The sequence below is a fragment of the Methylomonas sp. LWB genome (assembly GCF_001856095.1).
GTDB lineage: Bacteria > Pseudomonadota > Gammaproteobacteria > Methylococcales > Methylomonadaceae > Methylomonas > Methylomonas koyamae_A.
In genome coordinates this window covers 90,875-115,109 of record NZ_MKMC01000003.1, presented here as the reverse complement: position 1 = coordinate 115,109, position 24,235 = coordinate 90,875, and the positions used below count along the sequence as shown (strand labels likewise).

Below are 24,235 nucleotides of genomic sequence, written 5' to 3'. Positions count from 1 at the left end.
GGTCTCCTAACCGTTGGTGTCGCTCGCCGCGCTGTCGCCGGCATGGCTGCGATAGATAGACATGACTTTTTCCGCGTATTTGGGGTCGGTGGCATAGCCGGCTTTTTGCAAAGAGCGGATGTATTGCGCCGGGTTCTCGGCGTTTTTCAACGCTTGTTCATAACGCGGGTTGGATTTGATGAAGTCCACGTAATCGTTAAAGCTATCTTTGTACGAGTCGTAAGCGCGGAAACCGGCCACCTGTTTTTGGGCGACGCCGCCGTCGAACTCCAATGTCATTGCCTTGGCTTGCTTGCCTTGCCAGGCTCTATCCGCCTTGATGTTGAACAGGTTGTAGCTGTTATCGCCGCCGTTTTTGACCATCGCCTGTCCCCAGCCGGTTTCCAGCGCGGCTTGAGCCAGCAACAGTTTGGCGTCGACCCCCAAGCTTTGCGCGGCTTGCCGGGCATGCGGCATCAATTCGTTGAAAAAGGTTTGCTGGGCCGGCGTGGCGCCGTCATCGATTACGTCCGACGAGGCCGGTGCCGAGTCCAAGTCGCGCCAACGTCCGGCGGTGTTGGACTGATCACGCTCCAGTCGAGCCAGGCTGCGTTCCAGGCTGCTCAGTCCCGAGGCGTCCAACGCGTTGGACGCGGCTTGCCCGCCGCGCGGCGGTTGCCGGTTGCCGTTGGCCGAGCCGCTGCCGGCGACGCGATCCAAGTAGTCGCTGGCTTGTAACACACGGCCTGGCTCGTCTTCCTGCTTGTCTTGCCTGGGGCTCAGCTGTTTGGCGATGACTTCCGCCAGCCCGACGCCGGTGCCGGATAAATGCATGGCCATTTGCTGGTCGTACATGTCTTGGTACATCTTGCTCTGTTGACTGTCGGCAAAGCCGTCGGCCAGTTTGGCTTCGCGCATGCTTTTCATCACCATGCCCAGAAACAGCGACTCGAATTGTTTGGCGGCTTCCTTGATGGCGGCCGGCGAGGATTCGCGTGCGCCTTGTTTTAATTTGGCCAATCCGGCGAAGTCGGTATAAACCGATGCGGTATCCGTGTTTAACATGGCAACCTCCCAAGCACTGTCAGACTTAAATGACGATCAATTCCGCCCGTAGCGCACCCGCCGATTTCAGGGCTTCCAAAATCGCCACCAAGTCGCTGGGTCCGGCGCCGACGCCGTTGACCGCCTGGACGATTTCGTCCAACGAAACGCCGGGGTTGAAGACGAACATATGGTTTTTGTCCTCTTTGATCGACACCTGCGATTGCGGCGTGACCACGGTACTGCCGCCCGATAGCGGATTGGGCTGGCTGACTTGCGGGTTTTCGTTGATCGTCACGGTCAAGCTGCCGTGCGATACCGCCGCCGGCTGCACCCTGACCTTGCTATTGATGATTACGGTGCCGGTTCGGGAGTTGACGATGACCTTGGCCGGCGCGTCGTCCGGCGTGACGTCGAGGTTTTCCAACATCGAAACAAAGCTGACCCGTTGCGAAGCCTCCACCGGTGCCCGCACGCTGACCGAGCCGGCGTCGACCGCGCGGGCGGTATCGGCTCCGAAGGCTTTGTTAATCGCTTGCACCACGTTGTTGGCGGTGGTGAAGTCGGTATTGTTCAGGTTAAAGACCAGATCGCCGCTTTGGTCGAACGAGGTCGGCACCACTTGTTCGACCGACGCGCCGTTGGGAATTCGGCCGACCAACGGATTGTTGACGGTGATTTTGGAGCCGTCCTGGCCGCCCGCGCTCAGGCCGCCGACGACCAGATTGCCTTGGGCAATCGCGTAAACCTTGCCGTCGGCGCCCTTCAGCGGGCTCATCAGCAAAGAGCCGCCGCGCAGGCTTTTGGCATCGCCGATGGACGAGACAGTGACGTCGATTTTCTGACCCGGTTTGGCGAAGGCCGGCAGTTCCGCGTGAATACTGACGAACGCGGTATTTTTGGCTTTCGGATCGGTACCCGGCGGCAGGGTCAGGCCGAGCTGGCCCATCATATTGCGCAAGGTTTGCGGGGCGAACTTGGACGATTTGTCGCCGGATTTGTCCAGGCCCGTGACCAAGCCGTAGCCGACCAACTGGTTGGAGCGTACCCCGGCCACCGACGCCAAGTCTTTGATACGTTCGGCATGCGCCCAGCCGCCGCTCAGCAGCCAGAAGGCGATGACGATCAATGTGGTTCTGTTCATGATGGTATCCTCAAAAGAGCGCCGAAACGGTTTAGAACGGGAAAATCGGGCTCAGGAAAAATCGGGCCAGCCAACCGATTTTGTTGGAATCCGCGATGCCGCCGTCGCCGGTGTACATAATCGTTGCATCGGCGACTTTGGAGGACGACACGGTGTTGGCGGCATCAATGTCGATGGGGCGAACAATGCCGGACAAGCGCACGTATTCGTTACCGTCGTTCAAGGCCACCCGTTTCTCGCCGCGCACCCGGACGTTGCCGTTCGGCAGTACTTCGACGACGGTGACGCTGATGTCGCCGGTCAGCGTATTGCTTTGGTCGGCCTTGCCCTTGCCGTCGAATTGCGTGGTCGCGGCCAAGCTGGTTTTCAAGTCGTGACCCAGCAAGGCCTGGCTGGCGACGCCGAACAGCGTTGGCGCGGTCGCCGACACCGAGGTGTTTTTCGAGGTGTTGGTATTGGCTTGTTTTCTGGCTTGGGTGGCTTCGTCCAGTGTGACCGTCAAAATGTCGCCGACCCGGCGGGTCTTGATGTCTTCGAACAGGCGCATGTCGTAACCGGCCTGGTAAATCGAGCCGTTGTTCTGTTGCGGGGGCCTCAGGTCTGCCGGTTGGACCGGTGCGAAATCCGGATCGCGCTTGGGCAGAGTGTCGCAACCGGTCAGTGCCAGCAGCAATGCGGCCGCCAGCGGCAAGAGTTTGCCGGAGTACCGGCGCCGATGCGGAAAATAGGTGTTCATCGTCATGCCCCTGAATTAGAGTTGTTGGGTAACGAACGACAGCATTTGGTCGGTGGTGGAGATGGCCTTGGAGTTCATCTCGTATGCGCGTTGGGTTTCGATCATATTGACCAATTCCTCGACCACGTTGACGTTGGACGTCTCCAGCGAGCCTTGCACCAGATTGCCGAATTCGTTCTCGCCCGGCGTACCGACGATAGGCGCGCCGCTGGCGACGGTTTCTCGGTACAAGTTGTCGCCGATCGGCTCCAGGCCGGCGGTGTTGATAAAGTCGGCGGTTTGAATCTGGCCGATTTGGTTGGCCGCCGCCGAGCCGGGTTGGGTGACGGTGACGGTACCGTCTAGGCCGATCGTAATGCTGGTGACATCCTGCGGTACCGTGATGGCCGGCTCTAGCGGCATGCCGTTGGAGGTGACGATCTGGCCGGTCGAATCCAGCTTGAACGATCCGTCGCGGGTGTAATTGATCTCGCCGCTCGGCATCAGGATTTGCAGGAAGCCGCGGCCGCTGATGGCCATGTCCAGCGAGTTGCCGGTTTGCTGAACGTTGCCCTGGGTATGCAGCTTCTCGGTGGCGACGGTTCTGACGCCGGTGCCCAACTGCAAGCCGGTCGGCAACTGAGTGTTTTGGGTGGATTGGCCGCCGGCTTGACGGACGTTTTGGTACATCAAGTCGGCGAAAATCGGTCGGGCTTTCTTAAAGCCGGTGGTGTTGACGTTGGCCAGATTGTTGGAAATCACGGCCATTCGGGTTTGTTGGGCATCCAGTCCGGATTTTGCGACCCATAATGCTCGTTCTGTCATGTTCGTCTCCTGATCTGACAAATTTTTGTCTTATCAGGGATAAAGCAGCTTCTATGCCACTTGCATGATCTTGGCCGTGCTGTTGGCGGTTTCGTCGGCGGTTTTCATGACCTTGCTTTGCAGATCGAAGTTTCTGGACAGTTCGATCATCTCCACCATCGCCGCCATCGGATTGACGTTGCTGTTTTCCAGGGCTCCCTGGACCAATACGACGTTCGCGTCTGCCGTCTGAACCGCGCCGTCCTTGGTGTGCATCAAGCCGTCCTCGCGTTTCTCCAGCGAAGCCGGATCGGGATTGACCAGCTTGATTCTGTCGACGATCACGGTGTTGGTCGAATTTTCGCCTTGCGGCACGATGTTGATCGTGCCGTCGTCGCCGATGTCGATTTTGCGAGCCGGCGGTATCGTGATGCCGAGCGCGGCTTCGCCGACGACAGCGAGCCCGGAACTGGTTTGCAGTTGGCCTTCGGGCGTTATGCGCAGATCGCCGGCGCGGGTGTAGGCTTCCTTGCCGTCCGGCGTGGTAACCGAGATCCAGCCGGCGCCGTTGATGGCGACGTCGAGTTCGTTGCCGGTGGTTTGCAGCGCGCCGGACGAGAGATCGCTGCCGGGCCGTTCGGTCATCGCGTAAACGCGGGTCGGATAACCGGGTCCGAACGCCGGCATGGCTCGAAATTGCTCGAAGTCGGACTTGAAGCCTGGGGTCTGAGTGTTGGCGAGATTGTTGGCGTTGGCGGTTTGCGCGAGCAAGGTCTGCTTGGCGCCGCTCATCGCGATGTAAAGGCTGCGGTCCATGGGAAATCTCCGTAAAAGCAGGCGGGACCGGCGCCGCTTGCCGGCCCGGTCCCGCGCTAGCCGTGTTTACCTGATGTTGAGGACGGCCTGCATAATGGTGTTTTCGGTCGTGATGGTTTGGGCGTTGGCTTGATACGCTTGTTGGGCGACGATCAGATTGACCAATTGCGCCGATAGATCGACGTTCGAGCTTTCCAGCGCGCCGGATTGAATCAAGCCGAAATTGTTGGAACCGGCTTCGCCGGCGATCGGGTCGCCGGAAGTGGCGCTTTGACCCCAGGCGGTATCGCCGAGTTTGGACAGGCCATTGGTGTTGGCAAAACGGGTCAGAGCGACCTTGCCCATGGTTTGCGAGCCGCCGTTGCTGAAGCGGGCGAAAATCACGCCTTCATCGTCGATGTCGATGCCGGTCAGGCGTCCGGCAGGCAGACCGTTTTGGGTCATCGCGTTGACGCTGAATTTCTCTTGGACCTGGGTGGACCCGAAATAGTCCATCGTCGATACGGTGATGTCGGACGCGCCGGTGGCAGGCGTGATGGTGTAGGCGCTGAGCGCGAAGCGGCCGTTGGATGGGGTGGTCAATTTGCCCGAGGAGTCGAAGGTCATTGTCGCCGGCGTCGGCGGCACCGTTAGGTCGGATGGCGCGGACACCGTCGAACCGTAGGTGCCGGCATTGACCGGCGTCTTGGCGGTCGGCGTGGCCGGTTCGCTCATGTAGTGATAGACGTCCCAGTCGGTGGAACTGGCGGTTGACGTGCCCTTGACGAAATAGGTGGTCAGAATGTGCGGCGAACCGAGCGAGTCGTAAATCGTCACAGAGGTTTGCGAATTATAGGAATTGCTGTCGGTCGGGTCGAAGGTGGTGACGCTCGGGGTGGCCGCGTTGGCGTTCAGGTTGACGGTTAGCGAAGCGGTATCGGTGGCGCTGGGCAGGCCGGTCAGGGTGTTGATTTGCACGGATTGGGTGACGCCGGTACTGAAGCCGTCGGTCACCGAGGTACCGTTGGGCGCGTACACCATCAAGGCCTTGCCCTGGTTGTTGACCAGATAGCCGTCCTTGTCCAATTTGAATTCGCCGGCGCGGGTGTACGATAAATCGGTGGTTTCGGTAGGGCTTTTCGCTAACGTAAAAAAACCCTCGCCGCTGATGGCCAGGTCCAAATTGTTGTCGGTGAATGACAAGCTGCCCTGGTTGAATTGCTGGGCCACGTTGGTGACCTTGACGCCAGAGCCGGCCGTAGTGCTGCTGACGCCGCCGAGGCTGGCGGCATAGACGTCGGCGAATTCCGAGCGGGATTTCTTGAAACCCACCGTATTGGAGTTGGCGATGTTATTGCCGGTTACCGACAGATTGTTGGATGCGGCATTCAAACCGCTGAGTGCTGTTGTAAAAGCCATGACGCCTGCTCCTTAAAGAATTTGTTTGATTTTGCTGAATTTGATGTCGCCTAGACCTTCCAGATTCACGGACAGACCGCTACCGTTACTGCCGATGGCGACGCTTTTTACCTTGGAGTTGATGCTGGTATCCAGCGCGGTATTGGTGCCGTCCAGCCAGCCGAAGGCCTTGATTTTGTAGACGCCCGGATCGGCCGGAGTGCCGGCGCTGTCGTTGCCGTCCCATTCGAATTTCAGCGTTCCGGCCGATTGCGCGCCCAGATCGAGTTCCCGAACCACCGTGCCGGTCTCCGGGTCGACGATCTGCACGCCGACGCTGGTTGCTGTGCTGGGTATATCGAGTTCGCCGGATACGCTGCCGCCGGCGCTAAGCAAGGCTTGCGAGCCAGGTGCCACGACGGTATGGCCAACGATGCTGGCCGCCTGCAGGGCTTGGTCGGCATTTAACGAATCCGACAGGGTCTGGAATGAGGTTTGTAACTCCTGAATGCCGGAAACCGCGCTGATCTGCGCCATTTGGCTGACGAATTCGGCGTTGTCCATCGGTTTGGTCGGATCTTGATGGGTGAGCTGGGTCGTTAACAGTTTCAAGAATTCGCTTTGGCTTAACGACTGGCTTTTGCTGGTCGCGCTGCTGGCGCTTGAGGCCGAGCCGGTCGTGGCCAGTCCCAAACTGTTGAAGGTATCCGTTAGGGTCGTCATGGCTTAGTCCTCATTGCCCCATCTTCAGGGTCTGTAGAATTAGGTTTTTAGCGGTGTTAAGCACCTCAACGTTGTTTTCATAGCCGCGCGAGGCCGACATCATGTTGGCCATTTCCTCAATGGTGTTGACGTTGGGTTTATAGATGTAGCCTAGTTCGTCGGCCATCGGATGATTCGGCGCGTATTCCATGATCGGTTGCGCCTGGCTTTCGACGACGCCGCGGACTTCGACACCGGTGGTGCCGGCTCGGCGGTCGAGCTGGTTTTGAAATTCGGCCGCGAACACCGGCTGCCGCGATTTGTAGACTTGGTCGATGCTGCTGCTGACGCTACTGGCGTTGGAAATGTTGCTGGCCACCAGATTCAGGCGCAGGTTTTGCGCATTCATGCCGCTGCCGGCAACGTCGAAGATTCGCAATGAGGACATGGTTATTCTCCCTTGATGGCTCTGACCAGCCCGGCAAAGTCGTCGCTGACGAAGCGCAGACTGGCTTGGTATTGCACGGCGTTTTCGGCGTATTTCGCCTGTTCGATATTGGTCTCGACGGTATTGCCGTCCAGAGAGGCTTGATACGGCGTCCGGTACAGCAGTTCGGCGCCGAGCAAGGCATTGGGGCCGGTCATGTGGCCCTGATGGGTGCGACGCAGGTCGCCGCTAGCGTCCGCCAGGGATTGCTGGAATACCGATTTGAAGTCCAGATCCCTGGCTTTGTAATCGGGGGTGTCCGCATTGGCGAGGTTCGCCGCCAAAATTTCGCTACGTTTTTCGCGTAGGGTTAGCGCTTGCGGATGAACGCCCAATGCTCGGTCGAAATTGATTGACATGGTTTGCCGCCTCTTCGAGTTGATACCCGTATTCAGCAGAAAATATGCCAGAAATAAAAAGTCTGAATAAATCAGTTGGATTGGCTGGAGTGGCGTCTGGACGAGCGTCAAAATTTGCCGTTTGCCGCGCGGCGGCAAAATTTTTCCGCATGACCGGTGCGCAATTTTGCGGGGTTGAGACCGGCGCTTAGGCGAGGTGCGTCAAGATTCCGGCGGAGGGGGGGCGGGTTGCTTCGCGGGATTCAGTGGGCTGGCGGTGGGCGGTGGGGGCGTCCGGTTCGGGGAAGCCTATCAATCGACGCGAGAGCGCATGAAGGACGCGGCGACGACGAGAGCCGCCAGTCCGGCGCAAATCCACATGAAGGGCTGGAAGAAAGCGATGATTAATGCGCAGCCGACCAGGAAGAAGCCGAGTAGGCTGAACTGCCAGCCGATATGATATCCGTCCAGCATCGTCGATTGGCCCAATATCAGCAGGATCAGCATATCGCTTGAGACGCCGACCATTTGGCCGGATTTGTTCAACATGGATGCGGCGGCCACGACGACTATCGTATGTAGCCAATGCATTGCCTGGGCTTTTACGATTTTGCCCAGATCCGCTTCGTTGCTTTTGGCGCGCAGGCGGGCCACGAAAATCGACAGCAGTCCGAACACGAAGACCATCGCCAGCCAATAACCGTAGCCGTCGTCGGGGTTGAAGTCGGTGATAAAAATGCCCACCAGCGACAGCAAGATCAGCAGGATGAATACGGTTTGTTCGATGCCGAAATGGCGCTTGGTGGGCTGGCTTTCGGTCGGGATTTCGTCGTCGGTCATGGTTCGGGTCCGGTGGTGTGGCGGAGAATAGGGTTTTGGGAGTAATACCGGTTGGCTTGAATCCGTCGAGCCTGGACGCTGGCCGCCGTTTGGCAACCTGCCCGTGCATCGAGTACTGCTCGATATCGGGGTCGGTTGTCAAAGCCCGGTTCAGCCGCGCTTTTTGAAATAGGTTGATTGACCGTTGCGAACCGGTTCAAACGCGCCGAGACCGGTCGGCATCGACTCGGTGCTGCTCAGAAACAGATAGCCGCCGGTTTCCAAGTTCTCGGCCATGCGGCCAATAATGTCACGCTTCACCGCGTCCGAAAAGTAAATCAACACGTTGCGGCAAAATATCACGTCGAAACGGCCGAGCGCGGCGAAGGATTTAAGCAGATTGAATTGCTGAAAGCGCACGAGTTGGCGGACGTCGTCGTTGAGCGTGTAGCCTTCGTAACTCTTTTGGAAGTAGCGGGCTTGAGTGGCGCTGTCCACGCCGCGCGATAAAGCCAACTCGGAATACACCGCGCGTTTGGCGTCCGCCAGCACGGTTTCGGAGATATCGGTACCGATAATCTGGATATTGCGGTTTTTACCCGTGCCGCGCAGGACTTCGAGCGCACAGATGCTCAGCGAGTAAGGTTCCTGACCGGTAGAACACGCCGCCGACCAAATCCGCAGGCTACCGTTTTTTTGGTTCAGTAACTCCGGTAATACCCGGTCCTTAAAGTCGGAAAACTGTTTGTCGTCGCGAAACCAGTAGGTTTCGTTGGTGGTCATCGCGTCGATGACCGCGCTTTTTAGTTTGGCGGAGGAAAACGCGGCGGATTGCAGGGCTTGAGCAAGTTCGTTGAAATCCGCTAATTCGAACTTGACCAGCAACGGCAGCAAACGGCTTTTTGCGAGATATTGCTTGCTGTTGCCGAGCACGATGCCGCAGTTCTGGTCCAGGAACTCGCAGATGCTTTGGTAAGCGGCCGAGCTTAAATTCGGCTCGCCGCCGGCCGAACCGATAAGATTGGACATGCTGGAAGTCAAGCGTGGTACGCCGGGAAACGGTCGGCGTTAATGGTGCGTGGCATGCTGATGTTTAAGTTGCTTTTGAATGGAGTCCAGCAAGGCATCCGGGTCGAATTTCGCGAGGAATTCGTTGGCGCCGACTTTCTGCACCATCGAGGTATTGAAGACGCCGCTCAACGAGGTGTGCAGGATCAGATAGATGTGCTTCATGTTGGCATCGGCCTTGATTTTGGTGGCTAGCGTGTAGCCGTCCATGCGCGGCATTTCCACATCCGAAATAATCATCGCGTAACGATCCTCGATTTTGACGCCGTCGGCGATCAGATCGCTCAAATGGTCCCAAGCCTCCTGCCCGTCTTTCAGCAGGGTACACTCCAGGCCGATTTGCTGACACACGCGCTTGACCTGATTGCGGGCGACCGAGGAATCGTCGACGACCAGAATATGGTCGTTTTTGCTGGCGATGTCGACTTCAATGTTTTCGGCGGCGGCTTCTTCACGGCCGCCAATGACTTCCTTCATCACTTTTTCGACGTCTATCACTTCGATCAGCTCGCCGTCCACTTCGGTGACGGCGGTCAGGTAGCTTTCCTTGCCGGTGCCGGTGGGTGGCGCTTTGACCTGCTCCCAGCCGATATTGATGATTCTATCGACCGATCCGACCAGAAAGCCTTGAATCGAGCGATTGTACTCGGTCACGATCACGTAGCAGCCCGCATCTCTGGTCAAAGGGCGCATGCCGATGGCCATCGAAAGATCGAGGACCGGAATAGTTTTGCCGCGTAAATGGGCGACGCCGCAAATCACGGAGTGGGAATTGGGAATTTGGGTCAACGGCGGGCATTGAATAACCTCTTGAACCTTGAAGACGTTGATCCCGAAGCGTTGCTGGCTGGTCAGCTTAAACAGCAGCAGTTCGAAACGGTTGTGTCCCGCCAATTTAGTGCGCTGATCGACGCCGTCTAAGACTCCGGCCATAAAATTCCCCTGGAATGACAGTGTTCCAAAATTATAGCGACTTTGCCTTGGTTTACTTTAAAAAATGCTGGCATGTTTAGTGCTGGATTGACGGCATAGTCAAAAAACCGACAAGCGAATATGAAAGCCTTAGCAATAGCAAGCCTGTTGGCGGCCGGGCAAGCGGCCGCCGTGCCAACCCAGCCGGTGCAAGAGATACGGGATAGCGTGACCCAGTTTGTCGGCGCCGCGTTGGAGCCTGGCGGCCGCTACGAAGTGGTCGTCGCCCAGATCGACCCGCGCTTGCAACTACCGATGTGTGCCCAGCCGCTGCAGGCCTTCGCCCAGTCAGGTGAGATCAAGCCGGGGCGCAATACCGTTGGTGTGCGTTGCCAGGCTGATAAAGGCTGGACGGTGTACAGCGTTGCTATGGTCAAGGCCTTCAAACAGGTCGCGATCCTCAACAAGTCGTTGCGCCGCAACGATGTGATTCGTGCCGAGTATCTAAATTTCGAAATCCGCGATGCCGGCATGATGCAGGCCGGTTATGTGACCGATGCCAGCCAAGTGGTCGACAAACAAGCGGTTCGCAATATCCCCGCCGGCAGCGTGCTGAATCGTCAACATTATGCCGAACCGACCTTGGTCCGACGCGGCGAGCGGGTCAACATACAGTCGGGTAAGTTCGGGATGTTGATTACCGCGATGGGGACTGCGTTGAACGATGGCACCGAAGGCCAGAGAATCAGTGTCAAAAACCTGTCGTCGCAACGGGTGATCCAGGCCGTCGTGGTCGGTTCCGGACAAGTGACGGTCAATTTTTGACCGATGCCTAAAGGAATTTATGATGATGCCGCTAACAGCTCCAGATAAAACTCTTTTAGGAATGTCGCCATGGCTATCGAATCCATCAATGGTAAAGCTTTCAGCACGGTGGTGCCCGCAAAAACGGCCGCGAAAGATCTGGTCGAAGCCAACAAAGACCAGTCGGCGAGCGCGCTGGACACGGATACCGTCAACATTACCGCGACGGCGCAAGGCTTGGCCGAGGCCGCCGCGACCAGTGCGTCCTCGCCCGCCGTGAACGAAGACCGTGTCGCCGAAATTCGCGCGGCGCTGCAATCCGGCACTTACTCGTTCGACCCGGAGCGAATTGCTCGCAAAATGATGCAATTCGAGGATAAATTACCAGACAGTTCCTGACGCCATGATAGAGAAAACCTTCCCCATCGCCGAAAAACTTCTGATTCACGGCCATAAGGCTACCGGAAAATTGTTCGAGCTGTTAAAAGCGGAAGCCGAACAGCTCGGACGGGCCGCCGATCCCGATGTCATCTCCCGCATTGCCGCCGAGAAAAAAGAGATGGTGGCCGAACTCGATCAATTCACCCGCCAATTCGGCCAAGTGCTGGCCACCGAACAACTCGGCGTCGGCGGCGATGGTGTCAAAAACTACCTCGTCAAAGCCAAGGCCGCCGGTCTGAGCGTGCTGGAGGCGTGGAATCTTTGGCGGCAAATCGTGGCGGTTTCGCGGCAATGCAAAGCCATCAACGAGCAGAACGGCGCAAGCATCGCATTACTCAGTCGCCACACTCAACGATCCCTGCAAATTTTGCGCGGCAAATCGCCGTTGGCCGCCACTTACGGCCCGGACGGTTCGACGCGGAGCGAGCTGTTTTCTCATACCTTGATTTCGGTGTAGACTGAAATCCGCTTACAAGGTAGGGTCGTTTTACATGCTCAAAAAACTTAAGCAATGGTTTGCCAAATCCGATGAGCCGGTGCCGGAATCGGACGACAGCGATTTTTTCGCGTTCGAAAATCCGAATTTTTTGACGGACCCGGATCGCATCGCCAAATTGCTGGCCGAAATCGAGACCGGATCGCCATTGTGTACGATACAAATCGAAGGTTGTCAGGAAGACTTCAGTTCTTCGATACTCGGCGTCAAGCTCGATAAAAACGCCATTATTCTCGACGAGTTGGTGCCCAAACATGGCAACGATTTGTTATTGCGTAGCCGGTCGCTAAAGTTATCGACCTTTCATAAGGGTATCCATTTATCGTTCAATCTGAGCGCGATCGAAATCGGCCATATGCGCGGGATCAGCTATTACAAGGCACCGTTTCCGGACCGAATTTTTTATCCGCAACGCCGCCGCTCGCCGCGCTTGGAGATTGCTACTCTGGAAATTCCGTTCAACGGCATCGTCCAGCGCACCGGCATGTCGATCGGCGGATATTTGTTCGATTTGTCGCGCGGCGGTGCCGGCATTAACATTCCCGCCAATCGGGCGCGGGTCCAACGCGGCGACAAAATCAAGGGGTGCCAGATTCAGTTCGAGGATTACGCGATGGATTTCGACTTGATCGTCCGTTTCGTCAAGCCTATAGGGCAGAGTTCCAGCAAGGTTCAAATCGGTGGATTCTTCGAGAGTCTGTCATCCAAAAGTCAATCCAAGCTGTCGTATTTCATCACCTCCCTGGAGCGGGTGGAAATCCGAAAACAAAAGTCCTAATCAAAAGGGCTGTGTTAAAATTCGCGGTCTAAGTCCCGGTAGCTCAGCAGGATAGAGCGGTCCCCTCCTAAGGGACAGGTCGGACGTTCGAATCGTCTCCGGGACGCCATATAAATCAATTGTTTACATAGATTTTTCATGGGGCAGTAATTCTCTGTGGGGCGCTCATGGGGCCTCTGAAAGAAAAGAAAGAAAACATCCGGCAAAAAACTGCACTCGTAACACGAAGGTCGTAGGTTCGATTCCGACCGGTATCACTTGGATCAAGTGCTTACGCCAAATTAATGCGGCAGTATTTTTTCAATGCTCCACTGACAAATAGCCCGGCGGATTCAAAACCGAAGTGCAACACCTCGATATTAATGAATGAGATTTGACTGTTGGGAGCTATTGAGCAGCAATTCCCTGTAAACAGCGAGGGGACAGCGTACCCCAAGACCTTTTCGAGGGCGAGTGTTGATTTGATCGGCAATCGCATCGAGTTGTTGCTGGGTATAGCCTGACAGATCCGTGCCCTTGGGCAAATACTGACGAACCAGGCCATTCATGTTTTCGTTAGAGCCGCGCTGCCAAGGACTGTGAGGATCGCAGAAGTACACGGCAATACCGGTATTGACCGAAAGCTGCTGATGCAAAGCCATCTCACGGCCTTGGTCATAGGTCATGCTCAGCCGCATTGGTTGGGCAATGCTGTTGAGCTTGTCGGTAAAGGCCTGCAGCACATTGGCGGCACTGGCAGGCTGCGGATGAGGCAACTTGACCAGCATCAGCAAGCGGCTGGTCCGCTCCACCAAGGTGCCGATGGCGCTGGCATTACTCGCGCCTTTGATGAGATTGCCTTCCCAGTGACCAGGAAACTGGCGATCTTCAATTTCGGGCGGTCGCACATGAATGCTGACCATGTCCGGTATCTGACCTCGACGGTCTTGCCCCTTACTGCGCGGCACCCGTTTGTTTTTAGCCTGGCGCAGGCAGGCAATCAGCTCGCGCTTTAATTCGCCGACCGGTTGGGCGTAGATGCAGTTGTAAATGGTTTCGTGTGACACTCGGTACTCATGGCCTTTGGGATAGAGCGCGGCCTGCGCCAGAGCAATTTGCTCGGGCGACCAGCCTTGCCGAAGGAAATGCTGAACAACGCCAAACAACACGCTATCGGCATGCAATTTCTGGCGTGGTCGTGATTGATGCCGTCGATGTTGGCTGGCTTGTTGCGCTTGGACACTGCCGTATTGATTGTCCGTACTATTACGTCGTAGTTCTCGACTAATGGTACTGGCGGGGCGTTGCAGAATCCGCGCAATGGCGCGAATGCTCTGGTTTTGTTGTTTCAGACTGCTGATAGTGACTCGATCTTCAGGCTGAAGCTGTTGATAGCGTTTTGAGGGGATTTCCATGTGCATACCTTACCGGCATTTTGGGTGTTGCACTTCGGTTTTGAATCCGCCCCCTCATTATTGAAGCGTAATAAAAAAGCCGGCATCCCAATCAGGAAACCGGCTTTTTTATTGCTGAGCACTTTTCGATACAAAAACTAATATGTAATAAAGCTATTTTTTAAACTCTAACAAGCTCCATTAACGGCTCGAACGCATATAGCGCCGGCCTTCTTCCTGATGCTTCTTCCAAAGTAACAATTAAATTGTGATCTAGTAGTTCTCTGGTAAACCTTGCTGCTGTGGCTGGGGACATTCCACTTTGTCCTGAAAATTTATTATTTCTAAATACAGGATTTGTAAAAACAAAATCTAATGCATTAACGCTCCATTTTGAAGAAAGAACTTCCGAAAAAACTTCTTTCATTCTTTCATACAACGCACGGATGTTTTCTGCAATTCCGAGATTTTTGACAGCTTGCTGTTCTACAGCCTCAAGGAAAAAGGTGATCCAGGTATCCCAGTCTCCATTCTCAGACACATTTCTCATTATATCTAAATAGGCATCTTTATTTTCTTCCAGGTATCCACTGACATAAAAATGAGGTGCAGAGATCGTCTTTGAAGACCAAAGCATCAGTGTAATCAGCATTCTTCCAATTCGCCCATTGCCATCTTTAAATGGGTGTAAAGCTTCAAATTCTATATGCGTTAATGCCGTTTTAATCAAAATAGGGTTATCGCTGTGTTCAATATAATGAAACAGATTGTCTATCCCACTTTGAAGTTTTTCAGGGCTGATCGGTACAAACAAGATATTTCTTTTTAACTTGTCTGCTAAATAATTTTGTTCGTTTTTATATTGTCCTGGTGACTTTAAAGCGCCACGACCATAAGAAAGAAGTTGTTGATGAATTGTTTTTATCAATGATTGCGATAGCGGGTAACCATCTATCATAGCTTTTTGCGCATTTCGTAACGCCCGCTGATAGAGAATGGTTTCTATTACTTCTGACCTTACATTTGTAGCGTTATTCGAACCATTCTCATGGTCAGCTTCATATTTAAGTATTTCATCCATTGTGCTAACGATGCCTTCCATTCGAGATGATATGACGGCCTCTTGATTTCGCAAAGGCGCCAATAATATTTCGCTGTTATGCATGTTTTTTAACATTTGGTCATACCTGGCTATCGCATCAGTGGCTTTTATTAATGGCAATACAAGCCGGCTATAATTCAAGTCCACAGGTGGAAACTGGTTGTAATGATAATGAACCGCTTTATCTAAATTTAGCTCCATGAACTAGCCCCTTATGACATTAGGCGTTAAAAAATTTTAAAATTTTAACGGTAAAGCCACTTGTTGGCAATTTTTTATAAAAAATGACAAACAAATGCGGGTGTGGGCAAAGATATATCAGATCAAAGCTGCTTGCTTATCAGCTATCAGGAATCCTGACTAACAACTTTGGTAGTTCTTAAGGGATTCAAGCCAAAGCTGCTTGCTTATCAACTATCAGGAATTCTGACTAACAACTTTGGTAGTTCTTAAGGGATTCAAGCCAAAGCTGCTTGCTTATCAGCTATCAGGAATTCTGACTAACAACTTCGGTAGTTCTTAAGGGATTCAAGCCAAAGCTGCTTGCTTATCAACTATCAGGAATTCTGCCTAACAACTTTACTTTGCCTCGTTTGTAGTAGAGCCGACAAAACCACTGAATTTTATACGGTTGTTGCCAGCCGGCGGCAGGCAGCCGAATTCCAGATGCCTTGCCGTACATGGGCTGGCGAGGCGCCGGTAAAATTGGATTGAAATTTGCTTTACCCCGGTATCCTTCACCTTCTTTTACATGGGGCGCAATATGTCGAACAGTGTTTTTTCCGAAATCTTGAGCGGCTTGTACGACAATCAAGTCATACCTTATCTGGGACCCGGAGTGGTGTTCGACGCCCAGAACAAACTGACTCGCGAGCCCATGCCGGCCGATAGCGATAGCTTGATTCTGGCGATGAACGGTGGCAAACCGATGGCGCCGAAATTGATGTACGAATTTCCGCGCGCCGCGATGAATCAGGAACTGAAGCGCGGCCGCTCGTTTCTGACCCAGTTTCTGGACAAAACTTACGGTGATGCCCAATATACTCGGGCGGCGCTGCATGATTGGCTGGCCGAATGGCGGCCCAAATACGTCATCGATATCAACCGGGACACCCAATTGCAGGACAGCTATTCCGACGAAGAGCATACCTTGGTCGTCGGTGTCGCTCGCATTACCGCTACCGCGTTCCGGTTTAGAATTTACCATTACGACGGCTCCAGCTATTTCGAAATCCCGCAAGAACAAGTCGACAAGAAGTTGCCGGTGCTGTTTAAGCCGATGGGCACGCCACGCCCCGAAGCTAACTATGTCGCTTCCGATGCCGACTACGTCGATTACATTACCGAACTGATGGGCGGCTTCGCGATTCCGGATTTCTTGAAGGATTACCGCAAAGGCAAGAAATATCTGCTGATCGGCTTGCCGCTGAACCGTGACTCCGAGCGTATGGTGATGAGCGACATCGTCTATTCCGCCGCCGAGCCGAAAGGTTGGTTCATGCGCAAGAATCCGACCCCCAAGGAAATACGCTTTAGCGAACGTCTGGGCTTTGAATTGATCGACGCCGATGTGCAAGAGTTCTTGCAGGCCGTGCAAGGCAGCGCGGTCGCCGCGGCGTAATCCTTGGCCGTAAGCAAACCCGGTTCGGTCGTCAGGCGCGGATTGGGTTTGCGCTTTCTGGCCGAACGAACCGTGGCGATAGTGGTTCGCCAGCGGTAAACCCACCGATAACTCCCGTCGTTTGGCCAAAATCCAAGTTTCTAACACCGCAAGCGTAATGTAGTTTGTCTTGTTGATCGGGCTCTGGTCGAATCGGCGGCGCGATGTGTTATTGGTTCGGTCTGGCGGACGGAAGGACCGCTCGCGCTAAACACGGGCAATGCGCGTCACTCCATCCGCGCCGGCACAAACCGGCTGCCTCATTAACCTTTTACGATGTTATTGGTTTGGCTGTCCGCCTCGGCTTACGGGGATTGTTGTTCCGGATAGCGGTCCTGTCACATTCCTGTAACTTGTTGGGCTTACAGTCAGGCATTTCCGGCTTTGGGCCGTTTTACGAGTGGCGAACGATGACGACTTTGAGCGAGAGCGCGACTGGCGCGCACACTGTGCGGGCATTCGACGATGAATTGCAGCAGTTACACAGCTTGTTGCTGACAATGACCGAACTGCTGATGCGGCAGTTGGAACAGGCGATGCGGGCACTGGACGCCGGCGATATGGATTTGGCGGAGAAGGTACTGGCGCGTGCCAGCAAGGTCAAACATTGCGAAACCCGAATCGACAACGAGGTCTTGGCGCTGATCGCCAGACGCTGCCCGGTGGCTAACGATCTGCGCACGGCAATTTCCAGTTCGAAAATCGTTGTCGAGCTGGCGAAAATCGGCGAGGAGCTTGCGGACTTCACCCGATTGATCACGGTGCTATACGATCCGGATACCAGCGACCCGAATCCCAAGCTACTGGCCGACATTATCAAGATCGGCGATTTGATCAGGCTGATGTTGAGCAAGTTGATTCAGGCGTTGGAGCAGAGCGACACCGAACCGGCCTACGCCTTGTTGCGTCACGACAGGGATTACGAAATCGAGTTGCAGGAAGGTATACGCCACCAGTTGGCTCTGGTGCTGAAGGACGTCAGGATGACGCGCCGCGCGCTGGATGTGATGCAAATGATGAAAGCGCTAGAACGCTGCGGCGAGCATAGCCGTAATATTGCTCAGTACTTGATTTTCATGCTGGACGGTATCGACGTACGCCACGCTCGCGGTTAATCTCTTCACGCCATTTGGCGTTCCAATCCTACACGACGTGGGGCTTCGGTCCGCCCCTCGTCGCTCCTGGCTGCAATTACGGTTAAAATAGCCGGCTATCACTGACTTCGTTGTGGCTTATCGGCATGAAAAGACTATTGAACCAGAGCTTTCTAACCAACCTTATTTCGTTGGTGGTGATCGTCGCAGGCTACGTCAGTCCCTACTATCCCGAAACCTTGAAGGCTATCGGTTTTTTCGCGTTTTCCGGGGCGATTACCAACTGGCTGGCGATTCATATGTTGTTCGAGAAAGTGCCGTTTTTGTATGGCTCCGGCATCATTCCGGCGCGCTTTCAGGAGTTCAAGGCGTCGATCAAGGCCTTGATGATGGAACAGTTTTTTACCGTCGCGAATATCGAACAATTCATCGAGCGCGAGGAAGCCCAAGGCGGCCGGGTGTTGAACCTGGAGCCGTTGCTGAATGCGGTCGATTACGACAAGGTCTACGAAGGTTTGGTGGCGTCCATCATGAATTCGTCATTCGGCGGCATGCTGTTGATGATGGGCGGCGAGGACGCCCTGCAACCGTTGAAGCAACCGTTTACCGATAAGATGCGGCTGACCTTGGAGGAAATGGCCGAGTCTGACCGCTTCAAGCAAGCGCTACGGCAAGGCTTGAACGCGCACCGCATCGGCGAGGATTTGACCGGCAAGATCGAAGCCGTCATCGACAATCGCTTGGCGGAATTGACGCCGAAAATGGTCAAGGACATGGTGCAAGGCATCATCAAGCGGCATTTGGGTTGGTTGGTGGTTTGGGGCGGTGTATTCGGCGGGGTGCTCGGCGCCGTGTTCGGTTTTGCCTGAGACGCGCATGACGACGCTTGAACTGGCCTACGAGAGTTACGGCGAACCGGGCGATACGCCGCTTTTGTTGATTCATGGTTTCATGGCGTCCTCGCGCAATTGGCGGACCGTCGCCAAACAACTGGCGCGGCGTTACCATGTTTACGTGCTGGACATGCGCAACCACGGCGCCTCGCCGCATGCGACTCTACTGGATTATCCGAGCATGGCGGCCGATTTGGCGGCGTTTATCGACAATTTGGGATTGGATCGCGTGCATTTGCTGGGGCACAGCATGGGCGGTAAGGTGGCGATGTGGCTGGCGTTGAACCAACCGCAGCGGATCGATCGCTTGATCGTCGCCGATATCGCGCCAGTTGGCTACCGGCACAGTTTCGATGCGCTGATCGACGCGTTGCGGGCCGTGCCGGTGGACAGCATCGTTAACCGCAAGCAGGCCGAGGAGGCTTTGGCGGACGGCATTCCCGATCAGGCCTATCGGCAATTTCTGCTGCAAAACCTGTTGCTGAAAGATGGCCGTTACCAGTGGCGCATCGATTTGGACATTATTCGGGATAACGCCCATCACATCGTCGGCTTCCCGGACGCGGCGGGCCGGGCGTATTCGCGGCCGGTGCTGTTTATCGGCGGTGGCAAGTCCCGCTACCTCGATCGCGCGGCGATTGGTCGATTGTTTCCGCTCGCCAGCGTCTCCGAAATTCCCGACACCGGGCATTGGCTGTATGTCGAGGCGCCGCAAGCCTTCTGCGGTTTGGTGGACGACTGGCTTGCCGGGCCGGATTAGCTGCTCGGGCCGGTTTTGAACCTTGGTACACTTGCCGGAATTCGCTAACGCTTTAAGCTGGCTTTCCCACTTGTTCCGACCGCCGGGTCGAATCGACAAGCGGCGGAATTCTCAGTTTGAAACGCGCGGGGCAGCCCAAAATGACAGATCTTTTCTTCCGCAGGCGCCGGTTTCGGCGGATCGGCAAGTCGGCATTGACGTTGGCCGAGTTGTTGGCGACCGGCCGGAACGCGCCGCTGAGCGATTATCTATCGTTATCGCTCAGCGATTGCGGGCAGTACACCAAGATCAGTCTGACCACGACCGATGCCGAACCGGTCACTTATTCAGCCCTGTTGACCGACGCTTCTCAAGCCGATCTGCAATCCCTGGTCTTCGTCGCCCAAAACGGCCGGCAAGCCACCGACCCCTGTATCACTTCCTGATTCAGCTTCGGTCCGGGCCTGTGCTAAAATCGCCGGCCTAGCGGCGCGCGGGCCTAAGCACATCCAAACGCCGCGAATGCGGATTCCGCATCGAGTACCATCACTTTCTCAACCGATAACCATCAACACGCTCATGAACAAACCCAAAAAAGTCGCAATCCTTACGGCCGGCGGTTTGGCGCCATGCCTGAACTCCGCCATCGGCAGCCTGATCGAACGTTACACCGAGATCGATCTCAGCATCGAAATCATTTGCTACCGGGGCGGCTACAAAGGCCTGTTGTTGGGCGATTCGTATCCGGTGACCGCCGAAGTGCGCCAAAAAGCCGGTTTGCTGCAACGTTTCGGCGGCTCGGTGATCGGCAACAGCCGGGTCAAATTGACCAACGTCAAGGATTGCATCAAACGCGGTTTGGTTAAGGAAGGCGAAGATCCGCAAAAAGTCGCGGCCGACCAATTGATCAAGGACGGCGTCGATATTCTGCATACCATCGGCGGCGACGATACCAATACCGCGGCGGCCGATCTGGCGGCATTTTTGGCGAAGAACAACTACGGTCTGACCGTGATCGGTTTGCCGAAAACCGTCGACAACGACGTATTCCCGATAAAGCAATCGCTGGGTGCCTGGACCGCCGCCGAGCAGGGCGCGCGTTACTTCATGAACGTGGTGGCCGAGAACAATGCCAACCCGCGCATGCTGATCGTCCACGAAGTGATGGGCCGCAACTGCGGCTGGCTGACCGCCGCGACCGCCCAGGAATACCGCAAATTGCTTGATAAAGCCGAGTGGTTGCCGGAGTTGGGCTTGAGCCGCGCGTCCTACGAAGTCCACGCGGTATTCGTTCCGGAAATGGCGATCGATCTGGAAGCCGAAGCCAAGCGCCTGCGCGAAGTCATGGACAAGGTCGATTGCGTCAACATCTTCGTATCCGAAGGCGCTGGAGTCGAGTCCATCGTCGCCGAAATGCAAGCTAAAGGTCAGGAAGTGCCGCGCGACGCGTTCGGCCACATCAAGCTGGATGCGGTCAACCCCGGCAAATGGTTCGGCGAGCAATTCTCGCAAATGGTCGGCGCCGAAAAAACCTTGGTGCAAAAATCCGGTTACTTCGCTCGCGCCGCCGCGTCCAACATCGACGACATGCGCCTGATCAAATCCTGCGCCGATTTGGCGGTCGAATGCGCGTTCCGCCGCGAATCCGGCGTGATCGGCCACGACGAAGACCAGGGCAATGTGTTGCGGGCGATCGAGTTCCCGCGTATCAAAGGCGGTAAACCTTTCAATATCGACACCGACTGGTTCAACACCATGCTGGGCGAAATCGGTCAACCTAAAGGCGGCAAGGTCGACGTCAGCCATTAAGCCGCGTTCGGCTCGATGGTCTTCAGGGGCGGATTGATCCGCCCCTTTTTATTGGCGCCGCCGCCATTCGCCGCGACCGATTGGTTTTACAATCCCAATTCGGTCAAACCGGCGTGATCGTCCGGGCGCCGGCCCAAAGGCCAATGAAACAAGCGCTCGCCGTCCTCGATCGGCAAATCGTTGATGCTGGCGAAGCGGCGTTGCATCAATCCGTATTCGTTGAACTCCCAATTCTCATTGCCGTAACTGCGGAACCAGTGGCCGGTGTCGTCGTGCCACTCGTAGGCGAACCTTACCGCGATGCGGTGGTCGGTAAACGCCCACAACTCCTTGATCAGCCGGTAATCCAGTTCCTTGGCCCATTTGCGCTGTAAAAATTCCTTGATCTGTTGGCGGCCCACAGGAAACTCGGCGCGGTTGCGCCAGCGGCTGTCCTCGGTATAAACCTGCACGACCCGGTCCGGATCGCGGCTGTTCCAGGCGTCTTCGGCCATCCGCACTTTTTGCGCGGCGGACTCGGCGGTAAAGGGGGGTAAAGGCGGTTTGGTTTCCATGATGTGCTCCGGATAAGGAAAATTGCCAGGGTAGACAGTTTTGTCTACAGGTTGATCGTATCAGGATGTAGACTGATTTGTCTACATGGGCCCGGTATTCCAGAGTTAAGTGATCTTGAACGGCTTTCCCGCGAGCTCTTTATTCGGTTCGATTTAATACCGCCGCCAAATCCGTCTCGTCTCCCGCCAAATGCGCATCGCGCGGCGGCAATACGTCGGCCACCGCAGCCAAGCGTTTCCAGGCCGGCGCCGGAGTTTTTCGTTCGGCTTTGGGCACGAAAGCCGATTCTTCGACCAGCGTCATTTTATGAATGTAGCGCGGGCAATTTGGAAACATTTCTCTAAGGGTCACCCGTACCACCAGTTCCGCTTCCGGCCATTCGCCGCGCAGAACATCGTCGACTTCGATATAAGCGTCGCCGTTGAACCGCAAACGTGCCTGACGTTGAAAATCAACGAACAGCAAGCTGACATGCGGAATGATAGACACATTGCCGGCGGACAGATACATACCGCTGCCGTCGTATAGCGGGAAGGCAATGGTCGTTTCGTCCAAGACCCTGACGAAGCCGGTGGCGCCGCCCTTGTAAGAACAGTTGGGTCGGCCGGCTTCGTCGACGGTTGCCAGGAAGAACATGTTTTGCGCTTCGATAAACTCCCGGTCTTCCGGGCCGATTTGCGTGTCCACAATCGCTTCCCGCAAGCGGTCGGCCAACGCGCGGGTTTCGAAACGATCTTGGAAGCGCCGGCTCCCCTCGTGATAAAAGTCGGTCATTCGTTAGTCCTGGTTTGATTGTGGTTGGCTGCCGCTGGTATGGCGGACGCCTGTTGGTAGGTGGCGATCAAAATTTCAGCCACTCGCTTGGCCTGCCGCGATGCGCCGGCATGGCGTTTCATTTGTTCCGAGACGATGGCGCCTTCGACCAGTAACGTGATTTGCGTTGCCAGACTATCGTGGCCAACGATGCCGCATGCCGCGGCGAGGCCGCTGATGAAGGCCGAGAATTTGTCGTAAAACTCGGCGGAAAGCTGGTGGACCGGATTGCCCTCTACCGGAAATTCGGCCGCGGCATTGATAAAGGCGCAGCCGCGAAAACTCGGAACCGACATCCAATCCTCGATTACGTCGAAAATCGCCAATATCTTGTCCTCGGGATGCTCGGCTTTGTTGTTGAGTTGCTCGACGAACCAGTGCGTAAAGTCTTCATCGCGCTTGCGTAGAAATGCCAGTACCAGCTCGTCTTTCGACGAGAAATAGTTGTACAGCGTCATTTTGTTGGTGCCGGCCAATTTGACGATGGCGTCGATGCCGGTGGCCTTGATACCTTGGCTGTAAAACAGCTCGGTGGCCGCGTCGAGCAAGCGTTGTTGTAGGTTTTTTGCCATACGGATGTTATGTCGGTCCAATTTGCCAAGCGGTCAAGGGCGGCGGATACGATAAGGCCAATTTCTCGTTTGACAGCTTGCTTACCGTTCAATATACAATAAATTAACTTACCGGTAAGTAAGTTTTCGAGATTCGCGTCCGGGATAGGTCTTGAATCAGAACAGGGTGTTTTTTCAAATCAGACAAAGAGGTTGTGATGAGTGTATTACTGTTGGGTGCGGCTGCCTGCATCTTGGCGTTGATATTGTCGGCGTGGTTGATGACGTTTGCTCGCTGGTTTCCGATCGAAGGCGTCGACGGCAAGTTTCTGGTGGATTACAAAACCATGATTCGGGCGCATGTGGATTACGCCTTGATGGCCTTGTTCAATTTGGGTTTTTACGGCATCGGCATCGATCTGCCGATAGTGGCTTGCTGGTGCGTCGCTATCGGCGGCTTCGCCAATCCGACCGTATTTACCATCGCCGCCTTCGATACCGATTTTTGGCGGAAGGCGCATTGGCGCGTTTATACCGCCGTGTCGTTTGTCGTTTCGACCATTGGTTTCTTGTGGGTAGGTTATGTGTTAGCCCAAGCCGGCTTGGCCGCGCTATAGATTTTGGGAAGAAACCGTCTGGAAAGAAACCGACCAATAAGGCTGGTAGGTCGTCGTTAACAATCCATCGGCTGTCTCGGCGGAAGGTCCGTCGAAGTTAACCTGAATCTTCGAATAGTGCATCGCGAACCCTACGCGCAAGTGGGCGAACATAAGAGTTTGCTTGCCTGCGCCGGCTGCTTGAACGCCGGTATCGCGTGGCGGAGAAACGATTCGTTACGGAACCCATCGCAGTTGCCGTCGGGTTCCGGCTCAACGCGTTCTTTTGATCCGGCCGGACTGGCGCCGTGATTGGGTTCGGTGGG

Annotated in this window: 28 protein-coding genes and 1 tRNA gene; 12 read left to right on the top strand and 17 right to left on the bottom strand. The window is 55.3% G+C overall.

What is annotated here, in order from left to right; translation table 11 throughout:
* Positions 1 to 6: 6 nt before the first annotated feature.
* The 12 genes from flgJ to BJL95_RS01240 all read right to left on the bottom strand — a co-directional run bounded on the left by flgJ (position 7) and on the right by BJL95_RS01240 (position 10,226).
* Positions 7 to 1,044 carry a flagellar assembly peptidoglycan hydrolase FlgJ gene (gene flgJ, locus BJL95_RS01295; protein WP_071154962.1) on the bottom strand — a complete coding sequence of 346 codons (1,038 nt, stop codon included), beginning with the start codon at positions 1,042 to 1,044 and terminating at the stop codon, positions 7 to 9.
* Between the two features lie 25 nt (positions 1,045 to 1,069).
* On the bottom strand, positions 1,070 to 2,167 hold the full coding sequence (locus BJL95_RS01290) for a flagellar basal body P-ring protein FlgI (RefSeq protein ID WP_064023934.1): 1,098 nt from the start codon (positions 2,165 to 2,167) through the stop codon (positions 1,070 to 1,072).
* A 31-nt stretch (positions 2,168 to 2,198) separates the two neighbouring features.
* Positions 2,199 to 2,903 carry a flagellar basal body L-ring protein FlgH gene (gene flgH, locus BJL95_RS01285; protein ID WP_064023935.1) on the bottom strand — a complete coding sequence of 235 codons (705 nt, stop codon included), beginning with the start codon at positions 2,901 to 2,903 and terminating at the stop codon, positions 2,199 to 2,201.
* Positions 2,904 to 2,918: 15 nt separating this feature from the next.
* Positions 2,919 to 3,707: a flagellar basal-body rod protein FlgG gene (gene flgG, locus BJL95_RS01280; RefSeq protein ID WP_064023936.1), complete on the bottom strand. Its 789-nt coding sequence runs from the start codon at positions 3,705 to 3,707 to the stop codon at positions 2,919 to 2,921.
* Positions 3,708 to 3,758: 51 nt separating this feature from the next.
* Positions 3,759 to 4,502, bottom strand: a complete 744-nt coding sequence (gene flgF / locus BJL95_RS01275) for a flagellar basal-body rod protein FlgF (RefSeq protein WP_071154961.1) — start codon at positions 4,500 to 4,502, stop codon at positions 3,759 to 3,761.
* Positions 4,503 to 4,568: 66 nt separating this feature from the next.
* Positions 4,569 to 5,900 (bottom strand): flagellar hook protein FlgE, encoded by a 1,332-nt coding sequence (gene flgE / locus BJL95_RS01270; protein WP_064023938.1) that lies wholly within the window; start codon positions 5,898 to 5,900, stop codon positions 4,569 to 4,571.
* Between the two features lie 12 nt (positions 5,901 to 5,912).
* Positions 5,913 to 6,602 (bottom strand): flagellar hook assembly protein FlgD, encoded by a 690-nt coding sequence (locus BJL95_RS01265; RefSeq protein ID WP_064023939.1) that lies wholly within the window; start codon positions 6,600 to 6,602, stop codon positions 5,913 to 5,915.
* A 10-nt stretch (positions 6,603 to 6,612) separates the two neighbouring features.
* The gene (gene flgC, locus BJL95_RS01260; protein ID WP_064023940.1) at positions 6,613 to 7,029 is read right to left on the bottom strand and encodes a flagellar basal body rod protein FlgC; all 417 of its coding nucleotides are present in this window, start codon (positions 7,027 to 7,029) and stop codon (positions 6,613 to 6,615) included.
* A gap of 2 nt (positions 7,030 to 7,031) precedes the next feature.
* Positions 7,032 to 7,427 carry a flagellar basal body rod protein FlgB gene (flgB, locus tag BJL95_RS01255; protein WP_064023947.1) on the bottom strand — a complete coding sequence of 132 codons (396 nt, stop codon included), beginning with the start codon at positions 7,425 to 7,427 and terminating at the stop codon, positions 7,032 to 7,034.
* 291 nt (positions 7,428 to 7,718) lie between these two features.
* Positions 7,719 to 8,246 carry a hypothetical protein gene (locus tag BJL95_RS01250; protein ID WP_064023948.1) on the bottom strand — a complete coding sequence of 176 codons (528 nt, stop codon included), beginning with the start codon at positions 8,244 to 8,246 and terminating at the stop codon, positions 7,719 to 7,721.
* Positions 8,247 to 8,396: 150 nt separating this feature from the next.
* Positions 8,397 to 9,254 (bottom strand): protein-glutamate O-methyltransferase CheR, encoded by an 858-nt coding sequence (locus BJL95_RS01245; protein ID WP_064023949.1) that lies wholly within the window; start codon positions 9,252 to 9,254, stop codon positions 8,397 to 8,399.
* Between the two features lie 39 nt (positions 9,255 to 9,293).
* On the bottom strand, positions 9,294 to 10,226 hold the full coding sequence (locus BJL95_RS01240) for a chemotaxis protein (protein ID WP_064023950.1): 933 nt from the start codon (positions 10,224 to 10,226) through the stop codon (positions 9,294 to 9,296).
* Between the two features lie 120 nt (positions 10,227 to 10,346).
* Between BJL95_RS01240 and flgA the strand changes: the two genes are divergently transcribed.
* The 5 genes from flgA to BJL95_RS01215 all read left to right on the top strand — a co-directional run bounded on the left by flgA (position 10,347) and on the right by BJL95_RS01215 (position 12,833).
* Entirely contained in the window at positions 10,347 to 11,030 is a 684-nt protein-coding gene (gene flgA / locus BJL95_RS01235; protein ID WP_071154960.1) for a flagellar basal body P-ring formation chaperone FlgA, read from the top strand.
* A 69-nt stretch (positions 11,031 to 11,099) separates the two neighbouring features.
* Complete coding sequence (flgM, locus tag BJL95_RS01230) at positions 11,100 to 11,408, top strand: flagellar biosynthesis anti-sigma factor FlgM (protein ID WP_064023952.1); 309 nt, start codon at positions 11,100 to 11,102, stop codon at positions 11,406 to 11,408.
* A 4-nt stretch (positions 11,409 to 11,412) separates the two neighbouring features.
* Positions 11,413 to 11,907: a flagella synthesis protein FlgN gene (locus BJL95_RS01225; protein WP_071154959.1), complete on the top strand. Its 495-nt coding sequence runs from the start codon at positions 11,413 to 11,415 to the stop codon at positions 11,905 to 11,907.
* Between the two features lie 34 nt (positions 11,908 to 11,941).
* Positions 11,942 to 12,724 (top strand): flagellar brake protein, encoded by a 783-nt coding sequence (locus BJL95_RS01220; protein ID WP_071154958.1) that lies wholly within the window; start codon positions 11,942 to 11,944, stop codon positions 12,722 to 12,724.
* 32 nt (positions 12,725 to 12,756) lie between these two features.
* Positions 12,757 to 12,833, top strand: a tRNA-Arg gene (locus BJL95_RS01215).
* 250 nt (positions 12,834 to 13,083) lie between these two features.
* On the opposite strand, the gene BJL95_RS01210 is transcribed toward BJL95_RS01215, so the two are convergent.
* Both BJL95_RS01210 and BJL95_RS01205 read right to left on the bottom strand, forming a co-directional pair.
* The gene (locus tag BJL95_RS01210; protein ID WP_071154957.1) at positions 13,084 to 14,118 is read right to left on the bottom strand and encodes an IS30 family transposase; all 1,035 of its coding nucleotides are present in this window, start codon (positions 14,116 to 14,118) and stop codon (positions 13,084 to 13,086) included.
* Between the two features lie 160 nt (positions 14,119 to 14,278).
* Entirely contained in the window at positions 14,279 to 15,400 is a 1,122-nt protein-coding gene (locus BJL95_RS01205; RefSeq protein WP_071154956.1) for a Fic family protein, read from the bottom strand.
* A gap of 562 nt (positions 15,401 to 15,962) precedes the next feature.
* On the opposite strand from BJL95_RS01205, the gene BJL95_RS01200 reads away from it, so the two are divergent.
* The 6 genes from BJL95_RS01200 to BJL95_RS01175 all read left to right on the top strand — a co-directional run bounded on the left by BJL95_RS01200 (position 15,963) and on the right by BJL95_RS01175 (position 21,394).
* On the top strand, positions 15,963 to 16,820 hold the full coding sequence (locus tag BJL95_RS01200; RefSeq protein ID WP_064023970.1) for an SIR2 family protein: 858 nt from the start codon (positions 15,963 to 15,965) through the stop codon (positions 16,818 to 16,820).
* A gap of 449 nt (positions 16,821 to 17,269) precedes the next feature.
* Positions 17,270 to 17,974: a phosphate signaling complex protein PhoU gene (gene phoU / locus BJL95_RS01195; RefSeq protein WP_064023955.1), complete on the top strand. Its 705-nt coding sequence runs from the start codon at positions 17,270 to 17,272 to the stop codon at positions 17,972 to 17,974.
* Between the two features lie 125 nt (positions 17,975 to 18,099).
* The gene (locus tag BJL95_RS01190; protein ID WP_083385551.1) at positions 18,100 to 18,822 is read left to right on the top strand and encodes a DUF445 domain-containing protein; all 723 of its coding nucleotides are present in this window, start codon (positions 18,100 to 18,102) and stop codon (positions 18,820 to 18,822) included.
* 7 nt (positions 18,823 to 18,829) lie between these two features.
* Positions 18,830 to 19,606 carry an alpha/beta fold hydrolase gene (locus BJL95_RS01185; protein ID WP_071154955.1) on the top strand — a complete coding sequence of 259 codons (777 nt, stop codon included), beginning with the start codon at positions 18,830 to 18,832 and terminating at the stop codon, positions 19,604 to 19,606.
* A gap of 140 nt (positions 19,607 to 19,746) precedes the next feature.
* On the top strand, positions 19,747 to 20,031 hold the full coding sequence (locus BJL95_RS01180) for a hypothetical protein (RefSeq protein ID WP_071154954.1): 285 nt from the start codon (positions 19,747 to 19,749) through the stop codon (positions 20,029 to 20,031).
* A 133-nt stretch (positions 20,032 to 20,164) separates the two neighbouring features.
* Complete coding sequence (locus BJL95_RS01175) at positions 20,165 to 21,394, top strand: pyrophosphate--fructose-6-phosphate 1-phosphotransferase (RefSeq protein ID WP_071154953.1); 1,230 nt, start codon at positions 20,165 to 20,167, stop codon at positions 21,392 to 21,394.
* Positions 21,395 to 21,480: 86 nt separating this feature from the next.
* Here the strand turns inward: BJL95_RS01175 and BJL95_RS01170 are convergent, their stop codons facing one another.
* From BJL95_RS01170 to BJL95_RS01160, 3 genes are all read right to left on the bottom strand, one after another.
* A complete protein-coding gene (locus tag BJL95_RS01170; protein ID WP_071154952.1) occupies positions 21,481 to 21,948 on the bottom strand; it encodes a nuclear transport factor 2 family protein in 468 nt (155 codons plus the stop codon).
* Positions 21,949 to 22,087: 139 nt separating this feature from the next.
* Positions 22,088 to 22,723, bottom strand: a complete 636-nt coding sequence (locus BJL95_RS01165; protein ID WP_071154951.1) for a pyridoxamine 5'-phosphate oxidase family protein — start codon at positions 22,721 to 22,723, stop codon at positions 22,088 to 22,090.
* Entirely contained in the window at positions 22,720 to 23,334 is a 615-nt protein-coding gene (locus BJL95_RS01160; protein ID WP_071154950.1) for a TetR/AcrR family transcriptional regulator, read from the bottom strand. Before BJL95_RS01160 ends, BJL95_RS01165 begins: the two co-directional genes overlap by 4 nt.
* Before the next feature lie 197 nt (positions 23,335 to 23,531).
* Between BJL95_RS01160 and BJL95_RS01155 the strand changes: the two genes are divergently transcribed.
* Positions 23,532 to 23,930 (top strand): hypothetical protein, encoded by a 399-nt coding sequence (locus tag BJL95_RS01155; RefSeq protein ID WP_071154949.1) that lies wholly within the window; start codon positions 23,532 to 23,534, stop codon positions 23,928 to 23,930.
* Positions 23,931 to 24,235: the final 305 nt, after the last annotated feature.